A 15,906-nucleotide genomic window follows, 5' to 3' on the forward strand; every position below is an offset into this window, starting at 1 on the left:
TCAAGCCGGGCGCGGAACCACGGCCTCCACGACACCCGGACGCACGACACCCCGTCAGGGCGCCTGTTGCGGTTGGGTCACGGAGTGTCCGATTCATCGGGCATTGCACGGGAGTGTGGTGATTGTTTTTGTTGGCGAGAATGTCATCGGACTCTCATAATCCCTGCTGAGAGACGTGATGGCCGGTCCGGGAAGGCCGCGGGGGAGCGGATTTCCGACGGTGGCCCACGTGCGACATTTCCGATCATTCCCATGGGGGAGTCCTTTGCCCGCGCCCGAGAACGAGAGCGCCGCGTTCACCGATCCGCCGCCGCTGCCGCAGCAGCCGGCCGTCGTAGCGCAGTCGGCCGCCGTGCCCGAGCCCGCAGCCGCGCCGGAAGCGGCTGCCGTGCCCGAGCCCACGGCGACCGCGGCCCCGCGCCGGCTGCCGCGCGCCGTCGGCGTCGCGCTGGCCACCGCCGGACTGCTCGCCGTCACGGCGGCCAGCGCCGCGGTGACCGTCGCCGTCGGCAAGCCGGACGGCCGCCCGGCCGCCGCACCCGCGCCGCGTGCCACCGCTGCCGCCACCGCCCCGGCGAGTGCCGGTGCGAGTGCCTCCGCGAGCGCCACGCCCTCCGCCGTACCCGTCCCGGTGCCGACGGCCGTCCCGACCGAGCCCGCCCCGGCCAGCACCGTCAAGGGCACCGTCAGCGGCGGCAAGCACGACGGCGACCTGCGCTACTTCCTGCTCCCGATCCCGGCCGGCGGCGAGTCCTACGGGCCCGCCGACGGGATGGCGATGACCCGCGACGACGTCTCCGAGATGTTCGGCAAGCCGGACGACATCGACACCATCCTCAGCCGCCTCGGCTACCGCGACGGCGCCACCCGCACCTACCGCACCGCCGACGGCACGGCCGAAGTCACCGTCACCCTGCTGCACTTCGGCTCCGCCGACCTGGCGAGCCGGTTCGTCCAGGGCTACACCGTCAAGTCGCAGGAAGCGATCGACATCGACGGCGACCCCAACGCCCACGGCTTCCGCCGCAAGCCCAAGAACGAGGCCTACACCGGCTCGATGACCGGCATCTCCAGCCAGGGCGACGTCCAGTACACCGTCGACGTCGAGGTCAAGGGCACGCCGGACAAGGCGCTGCTGAACGACCTGATGAAGCGCCAGCGCGAGTGGCTCGCCTCCGGGGGCTGAGCCCGCGCCCGCGCGCCCGCCCCACGACGTCCTCCCGCCCCTCCTCCTCTGGAGTCGCTTCCGTGACCACCGAACCCGAGCAGCCGCCGGCCGCGGCCGCCGACCCGTCCGCGTCAGCCGCGTCGGCCGCGTTGGTCGAACCGCCGACGCCGCCGCTGCCGCCCGTACCACCAGTACCGCCCGCACCGCCCGTACCACCGGTCCCGCCGGCCCCGCCGGTGCCCCCCGTCCCGGCCCCGTCCCCCTGGTCGGCCGAAGGCGAGGCGATGGCACACCGGACGGCGCACCAGGCCCCGGCCGCACCGGAGCCCGACCCGGCCGCGCAGGAGTCCGCGGCCCCGGCCGTGGACGTCTACGCCGACTTCCTGTCGGCCGGCCCCGAGACCGCCCCGCGCCCGTCGCGCCGCCCCCGCCCGGTGCTGCTGTCCGTCTGCGCCCTGGTCGTGGGCGTGCTGGCCGGCGGCAGCGTCGGCTACGCGATCCAGGCCCAGCGCCCGCCCACGCCGCTGCCGCCGCTCCAGGTCGCCCTGCCCGCCTACCCGGCCGAGACGGTCGACCCGGCCGCCCTCGCCGCCGCCCAGCCCCCGCCGCCCGCCATCGAGGGCGACCTGCGCAAGCTGCTGGTCAGCGCCCCCGACGGCAGCACCGCCTGGGGCGACTACCCGGACAAGCCCGGCTGGATGTCGATCGGCGAACTCGCCGAACGCAAGGGCGACGCGGCCGTCGTCTTCAAGGACCTCGCCACGTCCGGCTTCCGGCGCGCCGCCGAGGTGGACTGGATGAAGGGCGACACCCGCTACCGGGTCACGCTCACCCAGTACACGCCCGAGCACATCGACGAGGCCGCGGCCTTCCACGGGCAGACCTTCGCCGACGACACCGACGGCGGCTACCGGGTGGACCCGGAACCCAGGCAGTGGTCCGACACCAAGGAGCAGTACTACTACGGCCACGCCGCCGCCCAGCGCGGCACGGTGCTGATGACCGTGGAGGTCTTCAGCCCCAAGCCGGTGGAATCCGGGGACCTCAAGGCCCTCGCCAAGCAGCAGTGGGAGCGGCTGACATGACCGACGACTCCGTGAGCGCCGTGCCGGCCACCCCGGCCGAGCCGCATGCCCCGGCCGAGCCGCACGCCCCGGCCACCCCGGCCGAGCAGGCCCCCGAACCGGCCGCGCCCGCAGGCGAGTTCGCCCCGGCGGGCGAGCCCGCAGCGCCGAACCCGACCCCGGATTCGCCCCCGAACCCCGCCTCCCGCCGCCTGCTGCGCGCGGGCGCCGCCACCGTCGCCGCCGCCCTGGTCGGCGTGGTCATCGGCGTCGGCATCATCAAGACCCAGTACGACGACCCCGCCCCGGTCGCCGCCGCCGGCCCCACCGGCACCCCGGCCCCGGCCGCCACCCCCACGCCCTTCGGCGCCAAGTCCAACGGCAGCCACTTCGGCTCGCTGCGCGACCTGCTGCTGCCCGTCCCGGCCGGCTACGCACCGGGCCCCGACGAGGGCGGCTACGGCAACGACACCGAGCTCGGCGCCGGGCAGCTCTCCGACGAGATGGACGCCGAACTCCAGCAGGTCCCCAAGGACAAGCGCGACAAGCTCCGCTCCTACTGGCAGGGCCTGCACGTCAAGGGCAGCGGCGTGCGGACCTACCGCAACGACGGCGGCAACCTGGTGGTCGGCCTGCGGCTGCGCCAGTTCAACCAGCAGGAGGTGCAACGGATCAACGAGTACACCGCGGTGTTCACCGGCGACACCGGCATCTTCCGCTCCGGCCCGCAGGTCCCCGGCCACCCCGAGGCGCACTGCTACCTGATGCCCGCGGCGCCGTCCGCGCCGATCGACTACCTGGAGTGCTCGGCCGCCGAGGGCGACCTCCTGGTGATCATGAGCGCCGAGGGTGTGGCACCGCTCCCCAAGGACAGGATCGTGGCCCTCTTCACCATGCAGCTCGACCGCCTCGCCAGCCCCGGAGCCTCCGTATGACCGACCACGCCGCCACCCCGCAGCCCGGGCCCGGGTCCGAGCCCACCCCGCAGCCCGCCCCGGAGTCCGGGCCCGCCCCGCAGCCCGCCGCCGACCCGGCCCCCACGACGGCGCAGACCGCCGAGGAGCCGACCGCCGAGGTACCGACCGCCGAGGAGCGGGCCCTCGCGGCCCAGGCCGCCGAGGAGCAGGCCGCCCACCGCACCCGCCGCCGCAAGGCCGCGGTGCGCTGGGGCTGCGCCGTCCTGGTGTTCGCCCTGGCCGGTACCGGCACCGCGCTGGCCGTCACCGCGCCCGAGCGCACCGACATCCCCGGCCTGGCCACCGCCGGCGACGGCCGCTACACCTTCCCGCCGCTGGCCCTGCCGCCGCTGCCCTCGGGCAAGGCCGCGCCCAACCTCAAGGACAAGGCCAAGGACAAGGGCGCGGCCGTGCACCTGGCGGACCTGCGCCACCTGCTGCTGCCCGTGCCCAAGGAGGCCGGCGGCTCGGTGAACCCGCCGGTCTTCCCGGCCCCGACGGCCCCGACGCTCCCGGCGGGCTCGGCCTCGCCCACGGCTTCGCCCTCCGACACCCCGTCGGGGACCCCCTCGGCCACGGCGGGCCCGAGCGCCTCCGGCACGGCCACCGCGAGCCCCGAGGGGGCGGCCCCGGCGAACTGGGTGTCCTGCGACGCGCTGCTCGGCGACCTGCAGAACCCGGCCCGGATGCGGACCCTGCTGCGGCAGAACGTGTGCCGCGCGGCCACCGTCCGGGAGTGGACCGCCTCCGACGGCACCAGCACCCGGATCCGGCTGATGCGCTTCGGCACCTCCGCCGAGGCCTGGGACACCTTCTCCCGGACGCGCTCGGAGATCCAGCTCAAGGCCGCGCCCGACGCGAGGACCGCGCCCTCCTCGGCCGACGGCGAGCTGCCGGACGGCGTCGAGGTGACCCGCAAGGAGTCCAGGGAGACCGCCGGCAAGGACGTGCCGACGACCCGTCTGGCGTTCGTGTCGGCCTCCGACGTGGTGGCCGTGATCACCATGACCAACCCGCGCGGCGTGCCCGCCGCGGCCTTCCGCCAGGTGGTCGACCTCCAGTCAGACCTGCTCGCCTGAGCCCTGAGCCCGGCGCCCACCGCAGCCCCCGAGGGCCCCGCACCCCCCGCGCGTGAAACCGGCGGGTGCGGGGCCCTCGGGTCATCACGGCGCGGCGGGCGTCGGGACGATCCAGAGCTCGGCCGGGCCGTTGATGATCGCCGACTCCAGCCGGGCGGGTGCCGGGCGGGAGGGGTCCAGGGCGCTGTCGGGGTGGGCGCCGAACAGGCCGGCCAGGGCGACCTCGGCCTCCAGGCGGGCCAGGGGCGCGCCGAGGCAGAAGTGCGGGCCGTGCCCGAAGGCGAGGTGCTCCTTGTCGGGGCGGGTCGGGTCGAACTCGTCGGGCCGGTCCGGGTGGAGGTCCGGGTCCCGGCCGGCCGCGCCGAAGCCGAGCAGGATCGGTTCGCCGCGGCGGATGACCACGCCCTCGCCGAGGTCGATGTCCTCCAGCGGGTAGCGCAGCGGGACGTGCATGACGGGGCTCTCGTGGCGCAGGGTCTCCTCGATGACGTCCTCCCAGCCGAGGGCGCCGGTGCGGACGGCGGCCAGGTGGCGGGGGTGGGTGAGGAGGGCCTGGACGGTGCTGGTGATGAGGTTGACGGCGGTCTCGTACCCGGCGCCGAGCATCAGGAACAGGGTGTCGCGGGACTCCTCCTCGGTGCGTCCGGTGTCGCCGCCGGTGCTGAGCGCGGCGACGTCGCTGGCGAGGTCGGGGCCGGGTTCGCGCCGTTTGAGCTCCAGCAGGTCGGTCAGCGCCACGTTGATCTCGGCGCGCGAGAGCGTCATCTGCTCGTTGGCCGCCGTGGTGGTCAGCAGGGCGTCCATCGCCCGGCCGATCGGGGGCCGCAGGCCGGCGGGGACGCCGAACAGGTCGCAGATCACCGTCATGGTCAGCGGCAGGGACAGCGCCCGGCGCAGGTCCACGGCCTGGCCGGGGGCGAGTTCGCCCAGTGCGCCGACGAGGGCGGCGGTGGTGGCCTCGATCCGGGGGCGCAGCGCGGACACCCGCCGGGGCGAGAAGGAGGTCGCCATCCGGCGCCGGGCGGAGCGGTGTTCGTCGCCGTAGCGGTTGAAGAAGTTCTGCTGGAAGGCGATCGGGCCCATCGGCCAGCCCTCGGGCACCGCGGCCAGGCCGGGCCAGTGGCGGCGCGCGTCGCGGGAGATGCGGGGGTCGCCGGTGAGCGCGCGGATCACCGGGGCGCGGGTCACCGACCAGGCGATGATGCCGTCGGGGAGTTCGACCCGTACGGCCGGTCCGGCGCAGCGCAGCCGCGCGTTCTGCTGGTGGAGGGTGCGGGCGGTCATGTCGAGCACGGGGCAGCGGGGGGCGTCCGGAGCCATGGGCTTGCTCCTCGGGGAGCTCGGGGCCGGGGTCTGAGCTCCGTTGTAGAGGGGGGTCGGTCGGGCGTCAACGGCGCACGGGCGCGGTCGCCGCGCGCCCGCCCGGACGGCTCCGTGCGGTCGCCGGGCCCGGTGGCCGTACGGTCGCCGGGGTGCTGCGCCGGCCCGGCCCGGCCGGTGTGCCGTACCCGAACGGTCCGCCGGGCGCCGGGCGGTGACGAAACGGTGACAAATCTCTGATGCCTCCCTTGCGTCAACCGGTGCTCCGCGGACTTACGATCATCGGCGCCCGGTGACCACACCGCCGGGTCACCACACATGGGGGAACGACGGATGAGCACACCGGCACCGGGCGGGTTCGGGGTCAACCACGCCGCGCTGGACAAGGCGCACGCCACGCTGACCAACCTGGCCCACGACTGCCCGGGCGCGGGCGCGGTCGCCGACGACGCCACCGGGACGGCGGTCACGGGCCTCAAGAACTGGGACAGCGCCGGGGCGTTGAAGGACTCGCTGGACGAGTGGCACCAGCAGGTCAAGGCGCTGACCGGGCGGCTGAACGCCAATGCGGGCGCGATGCAGAGCACCGGCGCCAACTACCGCAGTACCAACCTGTCCATCGCCCAGTCCCTCCAGGTGCAGTGACCATGCTCGGATACGAAGACGTCATCAACGCGAACCCGGACGCGCTGACCGCCGCCGCCACCCAGTGGCGGGCGATGGCGACCCGCTTCCACACCATGCAGACCACCATGGAGCAGGACGTCCTGGGCGGCGCGGGCAACGGCGGCGGCATCGGCGGCAACGGCCTGTTCACCCCGGGCGGCCCCGGCCTGCCGGGTAGCGGCAACGGCCTGACCGGCGGCCCCTGGTGGACGGGCGGCACCGCGAACCTGGCCAACACGGCGCTGCTGGCCACCAAGGGCCAGATCGTCGACGCCCAGACCGAGGCCAACGCGATGGCCTCGCTGCTCGACGAGGCGCACGCCGACTTCGCCGCCGCGCAGAAGCAGACCCGCGACGCCGCCGACGGCGCCGTCAAGGACGGCTTCAAGGTGACCGGCACCGGCACGGCGGTGTTCGACGAGAGCACGCTCGACCCGGCCACCCGCCAGGCCCTGCACCACGACCCGGAGGGCCGGCAGTCCTACCAGGACGCGGCCGACAGGTGGACCAAGGCGATCACGGCCGGCGTCCAGGCCGCCACCCGCGCCGACCAGCGCATCGCCGCCGCCCTGCGCGGCGCCTCCAAGGCGGGCAACCCGCTGGACACCACCTTCAACGGCCAGGCCGTGGGCGGCGGCGACGCCGGTGACGCCCAGCGCGCCGCCGCCCTGGCCACCCACCTGGACGACCTGACCCCGGAGCAACTGGTCCAGCTGCAGGACCTGATGAAGGACAAGGCCGACCACCCCGCCTTCTCCCAGGGCCTGTTGGACCGGCTCGGCCCGGACGGCATGCTCAAGCTCGCCGGGAAGCTCAGCAGCCCCGGCGGCGACAAGAAGGCCGCCTACACCGACCTCCAGGGCGGCCTCACCCACGCGCTGGCCTCCGCCACCCAGGACACCGACACCGACTTCTACCGGCGCTGGCGCGCGGGCATGGCCAAGGTCGGCTGCGACGGGGACCACAACTACGGCTCCAACACCGATCCGGTGTACGGGTACCAGGTCCTGACCACGCTGATGACCAAGGGCGACGCGAAGTACTCGGCCGGGATGCTCGGCGACCTGGCCGACGACATCACCGCCGCGGAGAAGAAGACCCCCGACGCGTGGGCCTACAAGGCCAACCACAACGGCACCGCGCTGGGCGCCGACCCGCTGGACAACGTGCTCGCGATCATGGGCCGCGAGCCGGACGCCGCCACCGCCTACCTGGACCCGAGCGCGGGCGGCGGCAACCAGCACCTGCACTACCTGCTCAAGGACCGCAAGTGGCCCGAGGGCTGGGTCACGTCGATGGCCGGCCCGTTCAAGACGCCCGACCCGCTGGCGCAGAGCGGCCTGGGCGCGGCGCTGGAGGCCGCCACCACCGGCCAGCCGGCCGGCGCCCCGCACACCGGGCACCACACCGAGGCCCAGGCCCGGATCATGCACGACACCGTCACCACCCTGGACGAGGGCCAGGGCGGCACCAAGGTCAACGCCAACCTGCGCCAGCCGCTGGCCAACGCGCTGGCCGACTACACCAACGACAGCCACGAGATCTTCAACGGCCGCAACTCCCAGTACCTGGACCACGGCAGCACGGTGTGGACCGACGCGAACGGCACCGTGCACATGGGCGTCGGCGAGGACAGCCTGGTGCGGGTGATGCGCGGACTGTCCGACAACCCCGACGCCTACGCCACCCTGCACCAGGCCGAGAGCGCCAAGATCGCCCAGGAGCTGTCCTCGATCGGGCCCAACCCCTCGCAGAACGACATCCAGGACGTGATGAACAAGGGCGCCGCGAGCCTGGGCGTCTACGACGCGATCCGCGCCGACGTCGCCATGGGCCAGCGCGACGACGCCAACCTCCAGGCCGACTGGAAGGCCAAGGTGGCCTACCACGTGGTCGGCGCCCCGCTCACCCCCATCCCGTGGGTCGGCGACAGCGCCCAGCGCCTGGTCGACACCTGGGCCTGGGAGTGGGACAACCAGATGAAGGACCACAACAACAGCGTCGCCAACGCCAAGATCTCCGACACCTACCTGGACGCCAACAACGAGATGACCCACCTGGTCAGCGGCTGGGCCAAGGACCGCGGCACGGACCCGGACAGCAGCATGATCCACGTCGTCGAGGACGCCTCCCACGACCGCCGCTCCACCAGCGCCACCACCGCGGGCCACTTCCTCGGCCGCGGCAACTCCTGACGCACCGTCAAACTCTTGGCGCACCGTCAATTTTTGACACACCGTCAACTCCACTGCGGCCGCCGCCCCCAGGCCTGGGGGAGGCGGCCGCAGCGCGTCCTCAGGAGCGGTGGTACTGGACGGGGGTGTGCACCTCGCCGCCCAGCTCGCCGGCCGCGCGGCGGGCCCAGGAGGGGTTGCGCAGCAGCTCGCGGCCGAGCAGGACGGCGTCGGCGCGGCCGGCGGCGAGGATCTCCTGGGCCTGGGCCGGCTCGGTGATCAGGCCGACGGTGGCCACCGGCAGGCCGACCTGGTCGCGCACCGCCTCGGCGAAGGGCACCTGGTAGCCGGGGCCGGCCTCGATCACGGCGTCCGGCACCAGGCCGCCGGTGGAGACGTCCAGCAGGTCCACGCCGTGCGCCTGGAGCTCCTTGGCCAGGCGGACGGTGTCCTGCGAGGTCCAGCCCTCGCGGCCGTCCTGCGGGTTCTCGGTGAGCCAGTCGGTGGCCGAGACGCGGAAGAACAGCGGCAGCTCCTGGGGCCACACCTCGCGCACCGCGTCGACGACCTCCAGTGCGAAGCGGATGCGGCCCTCGAAGGAGCCGCCGTAGGCGTCGGTGCGGCGGTTGGTCTCGGGGGAGAGGAACTGGTGGATCAGGTAGCCGTGGGCGCCGTGGACCTCGACGACCTGGAAGCCCGCCGCCAGGGCGCGCCGCGCGGCGTCGGCGAACTGCCCGACGATCTCGCCGATCTGATCGACCGTCAGCTCCTCGGGGGTGGTGTGCTCGGGCGAGAAGGGCAGCGCGCTGGGGGCGACCGGGGTCCAGCCGTGCTCCTCGTCGGGGCTCAGGGCGCGCCCGCGGTCCACCCAGGTCCGCTCGGTGGAGGCCTTGCGCCCGGCGTGCCCGAGCTGGACGGCCGGGACGGTGCCCTGCGCCTTGAGGAAGTCGGTGATCCGGCGGAACGCCTCGACCTGGGTGTCGTTCCACAGCCCGAGGTCGTACGGGCTGATCCGCCCCTCGGGGCTGACCGCCGTGGCCTCCGTGATGATCAGCCCGGTGCCGCCGGCGGCCCGCGCCGCCTGGTGGGTGTAGTGCCAGTCCGTGGGGGCCCCGGCGGCCTCTCCGGCCGGTGCGGCGCTGTACTGGCACATCGGCGGCATCCAGACCCGGTTGGGAACGGTCAGCTCCCGCAGCGTGTACGGGGTGAAGAGGGTGGTGCTCATGTCGGACTCCCAGTGGGAACGGCAGCGCCAGGACACAGGCGCTTGCTGATGCGCTTTATATGTCCAAACAATAGTTGCACGGGACGATACTTTCAACGGCGGCCGCCCGCCCGGGGGGCCTCAGCCCCCCGACGGCGGCGACAGCAGGGCGCGGGCCCGGTCGGCCAGGCCGTCGGCGCCGCAGTGTGAGGCCAGTTCCAGGCCCCGGGTCAGCGCGCTGCGGGCGCCCGGGTCCTGGAACCGGCCGTGCGGCGCCCCGTCCCGGCGGCCCAGCGCCTCACCCAGGTCGACCAGGGCGATCGCGTGCTCGTAGCGGGCCGGTGAGCGCTCCAGGTGCCGGACCGCCTCCGTCAGCAGTTCGGCCGCCGGCGCGGGCTCGTGCACCGCGGCGCACAGCCGCAGGGCGGTGCCGACGGCCGAGTCCGTCCGGGTCTCCCGGGCCCGCCGGACGCCCTCCTCGGCGAGGTCGCGGGCCCGGTCCGGCCGCTCGGGCGCCAGCGCGCGCGCCAGGTGCCCCAGCCACGGCGCCCACACCGTGTTGCGCCACCCCCGCGCGTCCAGGGCCGCCCCGGCGGCGGTCAGCGCCGCGGCCGCGCCCGGCGCGTCGCCCCGGGCCAGCAGCAGGCGGCCGTACAGCGTGCGGGCGTCGGGCAGCACCATCACCGTCGGGTACGGCGGGCCGAAGGAGTGCTTGCGCGCCAGCCGCAGGGCGTCGTCCAGCCGTCCGCGCGCGGCCAGGGTCTCGGCCAGCGCCCCGACCGCGTCCCAGTGCAGCGGGGTGCCCGGGCCGATCCGCGCGGCGGTGCGCAGCGCCCGGCGCAGGTGGTCCTCCGCCTCGGCGAGCGCGCCGCAGCGGAACCGCAGCATGCCGGTCAGCAGGTGGGCGAAACCGAGGTGGCCGCCGCTCCACCCGGCGACCTCGTAGGCGCGCACCGCCTCGGTGAACAGCTCCTCCGCCCGGTCGACCCGGTCGGCGTACAGGTAGCTGAGGCCCAGGATCCCGGGCAGCTCGAAGCCCCAGGTGGTGTTCGTCCAGCCCAGGCTCGCGGGCAGTCGGCCGCCCGGCAGCGCGGACTCGGCCAGTTCGAGCGCCCGCGCCCGGTCGGCGCCGCGCAGGGTCAGGTCCCAGCAGCGCAGCACGGCCACCGCGTGGGCCAGGCCGTCGTGTTCGAACACGCCGCCGCCCGGGGCCGTCGCGCCCGGGGCCGGGGTCCTCGGGGCCGTCGTGCCCGCGGCCGGCGCGCCCGGGGCCGTCGGGTCCGCGCCGAGGGCGGTGAAGGCCAGGCCGACCGCCCCCAGCATCCGGTGGAAGTCCGCCAGCCGCTGCGAGCGCCCCGGGCCGTCCTCGTCCTCGAACCGGAAGGCCGCGAACTTGACATCCTCCCCGCGCTAAAGCGCGGGGATTCCGGCCGCGCCTGTGGCACGGGGCTTGCGCCCGGTGCGGTCGGCGTTCCGGTGGGTTCCTGTTTCAGCGGGCCGTGCCTGGCGTGGGATCGCCACGCCGGGTCTCACCGGCCCTCCGCAGGCGTTTAGCCTGTCCGCCTGCCCGGCGGCCAGGATGTTCCGAGCGGCGTTGAGGTCACGGTCATGGAGCATGCCGCATGCGCCACAGGCCCACGCCCGGATGTGCAGGGGTTTGGGTCCGTCGCGGTGTCCGCACGCCGAGCACAGCTGGGACGACGGGAACGCGCGGGGCACGATGCCGACATGGCGTCCGTACCGGGCCGCCTTCTCCTTGAGCAGGCGCCGGAAGGTGGCCCATCCGGCGTCGTGGACGGACTTGGCCAGGCGGCCTCGGGCGAGGCCGCGCACGTTCAGGTCCTCCAGGTACACCGCTTGGTTCTCGCGGATGATCCTGGTGGTCTGCTGGTGCAGCCAGTCCTTGCGGGTGTCGGCGACCTTGGCGTGCGCCCTGGCGACCTTTCGGCGGGCCTTGGCCCGGTTCTTGCTGCCCTTGGCCTTACGGGACAGCTCCCGCTGTGCGGCCTTGAGCTTCTTCTCGGCCTTGCGGAGAAAGCGGGGGTTGTCGATCACGCTGCCGTCGGAGAGGACGGCGTAGGTGGTCAGCCCGAGGTCGATGCCGACCTCGGCATCGACCTCGGGCAAGTGCTCCGGTTCCACATCCACGACGAAACTCGCGTGGTACCTCCCGGCCGCATCCAGCACGACCGTCACCGACGACGGATCAGCAGGCAGCGGCCGCGACCACTTCACCCGCACGTCACCGATCTTCGCCAGGTTCAGCTTCCCGTTGCCCCGCAACCGGAATCCGTTGCGGGAGAACCGCAGCGACTGCCGGCTGTCCTTGCGCGACTTGAACACCGGCAGCCCCACCGGGCGTCCCTGCCGCTTACCAGACACCGAGTCGAAGAAGTTCCGGTAGGCCGTGTCCAGATCGCGCAGGGACGACTGCAACGCGTCCACCGACACCGACCCCAGCCACGACCGGGCATCCGTCCTCTTCGCCTCCGTGATCACCGACTTGGCCAGAGCACCGGTCGCAATCCTCGACCTGTCCGCCTTCCATGCGGCCCTCCGCAGGGCGAGCGCATCGTTGTACACCACCCGCGCACACCCGAACGTACGTGCCAGCAGCTGCCGCTGACCCACCGTCGGATAGATACGAAAGGAGTACCTGAGATGCACGAGAATCAACCTACCGGCAGGCACTGACAGTCAGACGCGGCCGCCAGCTGGGCGGTGCGCCCAGGCGGGCACCGCCTCTGACCTTCCTTCGACCACCGCCGCCCTCGGAGCATCGTTGCGTCGTCGCAGAGCGCCGAGGCTACTGCCGATCGGACGGCTCCGACACGAACCTGACAAGCCGTCAGATCCGGGCCCCGGAAATCCGCTGGCGCCGGCCCGCCAGGGCGGAGATACTCGCCCGTCGGCGGGGCGGACGGAAGGGGCGACGGGCGGGCGTGGAGGTCTTCGAGTGCGAGGGGTGCGGCGCCCCACTGACCGGGCCGCTGACGCGGGTCCCGTACCCGCTCTACGGCGGCCTCGGCTACGGCAACGGCGTGGACATGCCCGTCCTGATGGAATCGGGCACCTACGCCGTCGACGGGGACCCGGCCCGGGAGCGCCGCCCGATCGTGATCGCCCCCGGCGACGCCCACGGCACCGCCCTCGTCCAGCGGCGCGAACTCGGCGCCTGCTGCGGCATCGACGGCCGCTACGGCCCCAACGTCACCTGCGCCGGCTGCGGCCGCAAGGTGGCCACCAGGATCGACGACTGCTCGCTGTGGCAGGCCACCTGGCTGGAACCGTCCGCGGTGCGCCCCGTCCCGGCCGGCCCCGACGCCCCGATCGCCGACTGGCACACCGTCACCGACCGATGGTGCGCCACCGACCCGTCGGACGGCGACGGCAACCGGAGCATCCGCTGGGACGTGGAGGCCGCCGTGACCCTGGCCCACCTGGTCCACGCCGCCGACGGCGCGCCCCTGGACCTCGCCGCCGGCCCGCTCGCCCAGGCCTTCCGCCCCCTCCTCGCCCAACTGCCGCCCCCGGCGGCCGGACCGGCCCGCCCCGCCCTGCGCGCGGCCCTGGCCGGACCGGGCCGACCACTGCCCCACCGCCTGCCCGACCTCGCCGTCGTCCCGCGCCACCCCCGCACCGGCGAGTGCTGGCCCCCACCCCCCGGCGTGGCCGCCGTGCCGCTGGCCGCCGAGTTCTGGGCCGCCCTCACCTTCCGCGACGAACGCGAACTCGCGCCCGCCACCGGCGGCCTGCCCCCGGGCGTCGAACGCGACGACCCCCTCCCGCCCCACCCCCGCTACCCGGGGTACCTCGACCGGCGGGTCCTGCGGGCCGCGCTCAACCGCCTGAACGGCGTCGCCGACACGGCGGACGAGCCATGGTGAGGAGCGACGGCGGCGCCGCCCGGGGAACCCCGGACGGCGCCGCCGCCACGCACCAGTCGTCAGCGCACCGTGTGCGCCACCCGCTGCGCCGGGACGCCCGGGGCCCGGTCCGTACGCGGCGCGGCCGGGGAGGCGCCCAGCGCGGTGCCGCGGGTCTCTTCCGCCCACAGCACGCACACCAGCAGGCCCAGCGCCGTCACCCCGGCGGCGATCAGCATGGTCGGGCCGGTGCCCAGGCCGGTCAGCGACAGCGGCAGCAGGTAGGTGCCCACCGCGGCGCCGATCCGGCTGACCGAGGTGGCCATGCCCACGGCGGTGGCCCGGATCTCGGTCGGGAACAGCTCGTTGGGGTAGGTCCAGTCGAGCACGTTCGGCCCCCCGCACAGGAAGGCGTACGCGCACAGCGCGGTCAGCGCCACGGCCGCCGGGGCGGTGGGCCACACCCCCAGCAGCGCCAGCGGCACGGTCATCAGCGCGAAGGACCAGACGATGACGGGGCGCCGCCCCTTGGTGTCGATCAGGCGCAGCGCCGGGTAGCAGCCCAGCAGGAAGACCAGGCTGATCAGCCCGGTGCCCAGGGTCTCCGTCACGGTGCCGCCGGGCATGCCGAAGGAGGAGAGGATCTGCGGGCCGAAGGTGAGCATCGCGAACAGCGGGCCGACCTGGCACAGGAAGAACAGGCCGCAGAACAGGGTGCGGCGCCGGTAGGGCGGGGTCATCAGCAGCCGCAGCCCGCCGGCGGCGCGCTCGCGCCCGGCCGGGTCGGGCATCAGCTCGCGGCCGTCGACCCGCACCCCCAGGTGCTTCTCGACCACGCGCACCGCCTCGCCGACCCGCCCGTTGGCGGCCAGCCAGCGCGGCGACTCCGGCGAGCCGCGGCGGATCACCAGGAAGACCACGCACAGCACGGTGGAGCTGGCCAGCATCCACCGCCAGCTGCCCGGCCCGGCCAGCTCCAGGAACAGGTAGCCCACCACGTAGGCGAGCACCGAGCCGGCGTACCAGGCGACGATCTGCTGGCCGAGCAGCCGCCCGCGGTGCTTGGCGGGCAGCCACTCGGCCAGCAGGGAGGTGGCGATCGGGTAGTCGGCGGCCACCGCCATGCCGAGCACGAAGCGCAGCACGGTGATCGCCCACACCGAGTCGACCCAGAACGAGAGCACCGAGCAGGCGACCATCACCAGCAGGTCGGCGGTGTACATCACCTCCCGGCCGATCTTGTCGGTCAGCACGCCGAACACGGCGCCGCCGACGAACATGCCCACCAGGGCGGCGGCGCCGATCAGGCTGACCTCGGCGGTGGACAGTCCCAGCTCGGGGCGCATCCCGATCAGGGCGACACCGACGATGCTCAGGATGTAGCCGTCGAGCAGCGGCCCACCGGAACAGGCCAGGGCCAGCCTGCGGTGGAAGGCGGTATACGGGGCGTTGTCGATCGTTTGGGACATGGGTCTGCGGGTCCTCCGGGACGTACGGCCACGCGCTCTGCACGCGTCGCCGTGCGCCGGGTAGACGGCGGGGAACGACGCCGCCCACCGTGGACGGCGCCATCGTCCGATCACACCGGGCGACCGTCCACGGTTGCCCGGGTACGGAGGGTGAACCACCGGGGCGAAGGTCGGCCGGATTCGTGTCCAAGGTCCCGAAGCGGACAGGCCCTTCGCCCGTGCCGGTTTACGCCCCGCCCAGTCCTCACGGGCCCTGCCGCCCCCGCCCCGCCCGGCGGCCCGCCGCGGGTGACCCTCGTCACTTTCGGTGCCCAGCGGTGTGGGACCTGCCACTTTCAGGCCCCCGGACGGGCCCCGCGCAGCCGCTCCAGGCCCACGTCCAGCGCCGCCTCCAGATGGACGACGGACCCCGTGGTCAGCAGGATCAGCACCCCGCCCTGGATGCCGGCCAGCAGCGCCGCCGCCTCCCGGCCGGCGTCCAGCTCCGCCGTGACCGTGCCGCCGTCCTGGAGCCGGCGGATCCCCGCCGCGAGCTGCTCCTGCCACTGCTCCAACAGCCGCGCCGCCACCGCCCGTGCCGCCTCCGTGGTCGAGCCCAGCCGGGACAGCGCCGTGTGCAGCGGACAGTTCACCCCCTGGGCGCGGTAGCGGGCCACCACCTTGTCCCGCCAGCGCTGCCATGCCGCCCAGTCGTCCAGCGATCCCAGCTCCGGCTGCTGGTCGTCCAGCACCCGCGCCGCCTCGTGGTGGGCCACGGCCAACAGCAACTCGTCCTTCCCGTCCGGGAAGTAGTGGAACAACTGGCTCTTGCTCGTCGCCGTGCGGGCCATCACGTCCTCCAGCCGCAGCGCGAACACCCCCTCCTCACGGATCAGCCCGGCCGCGCCCTCGACGATGCGCGCCCTGGTCGCCACGCCCTTGCGGGTCAGCGCCACCTCGT

Annotated in this window: 13 protein-coding genes; 7 read left to right on the plus strand and 6 right to left on the minus strand. The window is 74.3% G+C overall.

Translation table 11 applies throughout. The features are described 5' to 3' along the window. Nucleotides 1–265: 265 nt before the first annotated feature. From ACFV8H_RS17655 to ACFV8H_RS17670, 4 genes are all read left to right on the plus strand, one after another. Nucleotides 266–1,186, plus strand: coding sequence for a hypothetical protein (locus ACFV8H_RS17655; RefSeq protein ID WP_380400681.1), 921 nt, complete (start codon nt 266–268; stop codon nt 1,184–1,186). A gap of 62 nt (nt 1,187–1,248) precedes the next feature. Further along, nucleotides 1,249–2,253, plus strand: coding sequence for a hypothetical protein (locus ACFV8H_RS17660; RefSeq protein WP_380400683.1), 1,005 nt, complete (start codon nt 1,249–1,251; stop codon nt 2,251–2,253). Further along, the gene (locus ACFV8H_RS17665) at nt 2,250–3,167 is read left to right on the plus strand and encodes a hypothetical protein (RefSeq protein WP_380400685.1); all 918 of its coding nucleotides are present in this window, start codon (nt 2,250–2,252) and stop codon (nt 3,165–3,167) included. Before ACFV8H_RS17660 ends, ACFV8H_RS17665 begins: the two co-directional genes overlap by 4 nt. Then, entirely contained in the window at nt 3,164–4,267 is a 1,104-nt protein-coding gene (locus ACFV8H_RS17670; protein WP_380400687.1) for a hypothetical protein, read from the plus strand. Before ACFV8H_RS17665 ends, ACFV8H_RS17670 begins: the two co-directional genes overlap by 4 nt. Before the next feature lie 84 nt (nt 4,268–4,351). Here the strand turns inward: ACFV8H_RS17670 and ACFV8H_RS17675 are convergent, their stop codons facing one another. Further along, the gene (locus ACFV8H_RS17675; protein ID WP_380400688.1) at nt 4,352–5,587 is read right to left on the minus strand and encodes a cytochrome P450; all 1,236 of its coding nucleotides are present in this window, start codon (nt 5,585–5,587) and stop codon (nt 4,352–4,354) included. A 333-nt stretch (nt 5,588–5,920) separates the two neighbouring features. Between ACFV8H_RS17675 and ACFV8H_RS17680 the strand changes: the two genes are divergently transcribed. After that, nucleotides 5,921–6,232, plus strand: a complete 312-nt coding sequence (locus ACFV8H_RS17680; RefSeq protein ID WP_375897123.1) for a hypothetical protein — start codon at nt 5,921–5,923, stop codon at nt 6,230–6,232. Nucleotides 6,233–6,234: 2 nt separating this feature from the next. Then, nucleotides 6,235–8,448, plus strand: a complete 2,214-nt coding sequence (locus tag ACFV8H_RS17685) for a DUF6571 family protein (protein ID WP_380400690.1) — start codon at nt 6,235–6,237, stop codon at nt 8,446–8,448. Nucleotides 8,449–8,548: 100 nt separating this feature from the next. Here the strand turns inward: ACFV8H_RS17685 and ACFV8H_RS17690 are convergent, their stop codons facing one another. The 3 genes from ACFV8H_RS17690 to ACFV8H_RS17700 form a co-directional block, all read right to left on the minus strand. Continuing rightward, a complete protein-coding gene (locus tag ACFV8H_RS17690) occupies nt 8,549–9,652 on the minus strand; it encodes an NADH:flavin oxidoreductase/NADH oxidase (protein WP_380400692.1) in 1,104 nt (367 codons plus the stop codon). Between the two features lie 120 nt (nt 9,653–9,772). Then, complete coding sequence (locus tag ACFV8H_RS17695; RefSeq protein ID WP_380400694.1) at nt 9,773–10,954, minus strand: tetratricopeptide repeat protein; 1,182 nt, start codon at nt 10,952–10,954, stop codon at nt 9,773–9,775. An 87-nt stretch (nt 10,955–11,041) separates the two neighbouring features. Further along, nucleotides 11,042–12,322: an RNA-guided endonuclease InsQ/TnpB family protein gene (locus ACFV8H_RS17700; protein ID WP_380400696.1), complete on the minus strand. Its 1,281-nt coding sequence runs from the start codon at nt 12,320–12,322 to the stop codon at nt 11,042–11,044. A gap of 251 nt (nt 12,323–12,573) precedes the next feature. Between ACFV8H_RS17700 and ACFV8H_RS17705 the strand changes: the two genes are divergently transcribed. Next, the gene (locus ACFV8H_RS17705) at nt 12,574–13,518 is read left to right on the plus strand and encodes a hypothetical protein (RefSeq protein ID WP_380400697.1); all 945 of its coding nucleotides are present in this window, start codon (nt 12,574–12,576) and stop codon (nt 13,516–13,518) included. 59 nt (nt 13,519–13,577) lie between these two features. On the opposite strand, the gene ACFV8H_RS17710 is transcribed toward ACFV8H_RS17705, so the two are convergent. After that, the gene (locus tag ACFV8H_RS17710; RefSeq protein WP_380400699.1) at nt 13,578–14,966 is read right to left on the minus strand and encodes an MFS transporter; all 1,389 of its coding nucleotides are present in this window, start codon (nt 14,964–14,966) and stop codon (nt 13,578–13,580) included. Between the two features lie 335 nt (nt 14,967–15,301). Further along, nucleotides 15,302–15,901: a TetR/AcrR family transcriptional regulator gene (locus tag ACFV8H_RS17715; RefSeq protein WP_380400730.1), complete on the minus strand. Its 600-nt coding sequence runs from the start codon at nt 15,899–15,901 to the stop codon at nt 15,302–15,304. Nucleotides 15,902–15,906 lie beyond the last annotated feature (5 nt).

The organism is Kitasatospora sp. NPDC059827 (genome assembly GCF_042731675.1).
Taxonomy (GTDB): Bacteria; Actinomycetota; Actinomycetes; order Streptomycetales; family Streptomycetaceae; genus Kitasatospora.

Bases quoted from the DNA above. Each gene is read 5' to 3' on its own strand.
- ACFV8H_RS17665 (WP_380400685.1), top strand. From the start codon at position 2,250: ATGACCGACGACTCCGTGAGCGCCGTGCCGGCCACCCCGGCCGAGCCG.
- ACFV8H_RS17670 (WP_380400687.1), top strand. From the start codon at position 3,164: ATGACCGACCACGCCGCCACCCCGCAGCCCGGGCCCGGGTCCGAGCCC.
- ACFV8H_RS17675 (WP_380400688.1), bottom strand. From the start codon at position 5,587: ATGGCTCCGGACGCCCCCCGCTGCCCCGTGCTCGACATGACCGCCCGC.
- ACFV8H_RS17680 (WP_375897123.1), top strand. From the start codon at position 5,921: ATGAGCACACCGGCACCGGGCGGGTTCGGGGTCAACCACGCCGCGCTG.
- ACFV8H_RS17685 (WP_380400690.1), top strand. From the start codon at position 6,235: ATGCTCGGATACGAAGACGTCATCAACGCGAACCCGGACGCGCTGACC.
- ACFV8H_RS17690 (WP_380400692.1), bottom strand. From the start codon at position 9,652: ATGAGCACCACCCTCTTCACCCCGTACACGCTGCGGGAGCTGACCGTT.
- ACFV8H_RS17695 (WP_380400694.1), bottom strand. From the start codon at position 10,954: ATGCTGGGGGCGGTCGGCCTGGCCTTCACCGCCCTCGGCGCGGACCCG.
- ACFV8H_RS17710 (WP_380400699.1), bottom strand. From the start codon at position 14,966: ATGTCCCAAACGATCGACAACGCCCCGTATACCGCCTTCCACCGCAGG.